Genomic DNA, 3,187 nt, shown 5'->3' on the forward strand with positions numbered 1-3,187 from the left:
GGCTGGAAGAGCATTTTGGTGCAGTACCATCCACTTTTGCCGATCGCCAATAATGCGCCGGCCACTGTGAGGCTTTCCGGGCAACCGTAGGCGGCCGTCGCTGCGACTGCGCCCGTAGACATAGGCCCCGGCATAACTGGGGTGACGCAGCATGTCGCCGATCGCCGTATTGTTAGGCCTGCTCCAACAGACATCACCCTTCTCAGGACCGCTGCGGATACGGTCGGGAAGCGCGATGTCATGATCGACAAGGTAACGTAAAACACCGCTAATCGAACGACGCTTTTCGAAGACAGCAAAGACAAGGCGGATAATCCTTTGCACCTCCTCGTCCGGATCCAGGGCAACCTCCCCGGACGGCTTCAAAACATAGCCACGCGGAAGACCCAGAGTAAGTTCGCCACGGCGCGCCTTGGCCTTGCGGCCTTCGTGCATGCGGCTCTTGAGAATATGCAGCTCAGCTTCGCTCATCGTGCCCTTCAGGCCGAGCAACAGACGGTCGTTATATGTGCTGGGATCGTACGAGCACACATCTTAATGCCCCAATTAGTTTTGGGGATGATCAACGGATAACCGTTACGGATCGGACGCATCCTCTCTATGGGCGCGACTTTGTTTTGGCGGCGGGACCAAGCAGCGTCGGGCCTTTTCGGCAACTTCTTGTCGTTTATCGCGATGATGTTTTCCTGAAGATTCCGATATCAGCCACCAATTTGTATCCATCGGCACCAGATGTGCCTTCAGCCAAGCTTTCGACTGCGAGCGTTCGCGATTTTATTCGCCTGGTCATCGGTGCAAAGGCGCAGGCGCCGCAAAGTTCCGACGATATGGCTGAGCATGATAGCCTGACGTCAGAAACCGAATCACCCCTATCGAAACCGCATGGTTCTCTGGAGGGCGAGCCATGATGTCGGATCTGATAACGACCCAACATTTGTGCCGAAAGGCGGTGATTTATATCCGGCAATCGACGCCACATCAGATGGTCAACAACCAGGAGAGCCTGCGGTTGCAATATGCATTGCATCAGCGTGCGGGGGATCTCGGCTGGGAAGACAACGATATCGAAGTGATCGACGCGGACCTTGGTCAGAGCGGCGCGGCGGCGGTTCACCGTACCGGCTTCAAAGATCTCCTCGCGCGCGTCACTCTGGGCGAAGTTGGCATCGTTCTCTCGTATGAAGTGACGCGGCTTGCCCGCAATTGTTCCGATTGGTATCCGCTCCTTGATCTATGCGGTTATCGGCAATGCCTCATCGGCGACCGCGATGGTGTTTACGACCCGGGTTCGGCCAACGGGCGCCTGTTGCTTGGCCTGAAGGGTACGATCTCGGAAGTCGAATTGCACACGCTTCGTGGCCGCCTGACGGCTGGTTTGCTCAGCAAGGCAGAACGGGGCGAGTTGGCGTTGCTGTTGCCAGCCGGATTGGAGCGGGACGCCAATGGTATCGTGATGAAGGATTCAAACCAGGAAGTGCAGGACCGGATTTGCCCTGATATTCTCCGCATTTTGGGAGTTGGGCACTGTCGGAAAAGTGATCCGCTCCTTGCGGGATCGTGCCCTCACCGTGCCGCGGCGAAATCGATTTGGCGACATTGTCTGGCGCGTCCCAACTGCCGGAATGCTCGCGGGGATATTGAAGAACCCGGCCTATGCCGGCGCCTTCGTCTATGGCCGCACCCAGTCCTGTCACGCCAGGTATGCGAGTGGTAAGATCATCTCGCGACGCCGGCCAATGGCGGAGTGGAAAATCGTAGTGAAAGACCGTTATCCTGCTTATCTCGATTGGGAGCGTTACGAGCGGATCCAGATCATGCTGAGCGACAATCACGCTGAATACAAAAGAAACCAGACACGCGGTGCGCCGCGTGATGGCGCGGCGGTGTTGCAAGGCATTGTCTGGTGCGGGCGATGCGGCCATAAAATGGGCGTTGAATACAAGAACGGCAACCGTTACGTCTGCAACTTCCTGGCACGTAGCCAGGGCGGAGCCTTATGCCAGCATTTGCCAGCCGATCCCATCGACGCCTGCGTCGTTGAGGCCTTCTTCGCCGCGGTCAATCCGGCTGAGTTAGCTGAATTGATGCTCGCCAAAGATGCTCGCCAGCAGGCAGACGAGGCTTTTGACCGCGCTGAAGAGCAGCAGATCAAACGCCTGCGCTATCAAGCGCTGCTTGCAGAACGGCAATACGATCGGGTCGACCCTGACAATCGGCTGATCGCGGCCGAGTTGGAGCGCCGCTGGGAAGGGGCTCTGCGTGAGCTTCGTCAAGCGGAGGATGCATTTGAGCGCCGTCGCGCGATGCAAAATCAATCGGATGATCTGACGCCAGCAGAGCAGAATGATTTTATCGCTGCCGGTTCGCAGCTTCCTGAATTTTGGCAGAGATCTGACATAGAGTGGGGACGCAAGAAAACCTTACTACGCAGCTTGATCGACAAAGTGATCCTGCAACGGGTGGTGCGAGATCGGATTACGATCCGCATCGTTTGGCGAGGAGGTGACGTTACCGAACGCGAGGTCGAGCCGAGGGTGCATGCCTTGAGCGCCTTGTCTCGCGGCGCCGAGATGGAGGTCCGGCTGCTTGAGCTGGCTCATCAAGGGCTCGACGACACGGCAATAGCGGCCACACTGACTGAGGAAGGCTTCCGCTCACCGCGCCGCAGCTACGTTCCTGTTCGCACCGTCCAGGTCGTCCGACAACGCCATCGCGTATTGAGGCAGTCCACGCCAACCCGCTCTCACCACCTCCCGGGGTGGCTAACGGTGTCTGAATTGGCGGCGGTGGCGGACGTTTCTCGCTCCTGGATCCGCCATCGAATCCGCAATGGCGTGATCAGTATCCACCAAAACGCCCTTCACAAACGCGTTCTGTTTCCAGATGCCGCTGCAACAATCGCCGCAATACAAGAGCTCAAATCCGGCGTGCGGCAACACCTCGACTTTACCCAATCTGCTACCGAATGAGGGTATCAACATGATAGATCGTAGACGCCATCGGCATCGCCAATCAACGTGTCGAACAACGCGCACATTTCCAAAAGCTGATGCCAATCGCGGCACGAGCGCGCGAGACGGGATACTTCAATGCCGATGACCATTCCCACATGGCCAAGCCCGACCTCGGCAACCAGGCGCTGAAAGCCGGGTCGATTGAGCGTTGTCGCACCTGATCGGCCCAGATC

2 protein-coding genes and 2 pseudogenes are annotated in these 3,187 nt (G+C 57.6%); 2 read left to right on the forward strand and 2 right to left on the reverse strand.

From position 1 onward, the window contains the following. A partial coding sequence (locus LPU83_RS28530; RefSeq protein WP_244656117.1) for a recombinase family protein occupies positions 1-471 on the reverse strand: 471 nt, incomplete at its 3' end. 511 nt (positions 472-982) lie between these two features. On the opposite strand from LPU83_RS28530, the pseudogene LPU83_RS75315 reads away from it, so the two are divergent. After that, positions 983-1,342, forward strand: a pseudogene (locus tag LPU83_RS75315) (recombinase family protein); the annotation flags it as partial. 193 nt (positions 1,343-1,535) lie between these two features. After that, positions 1,536-2,969, forward strand: coding sequence for a recombinase family protein (locus LPU83_RS28860; protein WP_331000952.1), 1,434 nt, complete (start codon positions 1,536-1,538; stop codon positions 2,967-2,969). A gap of 11 nt (positions 2,970-2,980) precedes the next feature. On the opposite strand, the pseudogene LPU83_RS28865 reads toward LPU83_RS28860, so the two are convergent. After that, positions 2,981-3,187 (reverse strand): annotated as a pseudogene (locus tag LPU83_RS28865) (recombinase family protein); the annotation flags it as partial.

It is taken from the genome of Rhizobium favelukesii (assembly GCF_000577275.2).
Lineage (GTDB): Bacteria > Pseudomonadota > Alphaproteobacteria > Rhizobiales > Rhizobiaceae > Rhizobium > Rhizobium favelukesii.